This window comes from Erwinia sp. MYb416, from assembly GCF_037479575.1.
GTDB classification, from domain to species: Bacteria; Pseudomonadota; Gammaproteobacteria; order Enterobacterales; family Enterobacteriaceae; genus Erwinia; species Erwinia rhapontici.
The window spans coordinates 631-1,016 of the sequence record NZ_JBBGYT010000068.1; the positions used below are offsets into that span (position 1 = coordinate 631).

Sequence of the window (386 nt, forward strand, 5' to 3'; positions counted from 1 at the left end):
CCCCTACGAGATCCTATCGTCCAGGGCGAAGCGTGCCTCGCCCCTACGAGATCCTATCGTCCAGGGCGAAGCGTGCCTCGCCCCTACGAATTCCTGTCGTCCAGGGCGAAGCGTGCCTCGCCCCTACGAATTCCTGTCGTCCAGGGCGAGGCGTGCCTCGCCCCTACGAAAGCATGATGTGTCGCTCAGCCCGTTACGGCGTCAACTTCTCCACATCAACATTCCCCTGCTGATGCACCACGGCCTCATCCTTACGCACCTTCGCCACATCACCGGCCGACACCGCAGACGTTGCGGTATTGCCCCAGCTGGTGCGGACAAAGTTCACCACATCGGCGACCTGCTGGTCGTTCAGACGCCAGCCAAACGCCGGCATGGTGATGGTG

General features: G+C 62.4%; 1 protein-coding gene. It reads right to left on the bottom strand.

Annotated features, from left to right (window positions below; genetic code table 11):
- Window positions 1-193: 193 nt before the first annotated feature.
- Window positions 194-386 (bottom strand): c-type cytochrome (locus tag WH277_RS00595; protein ID WP_445235287.1); only part of this gene is annotated, 193 nt, incomplete at its 5' end.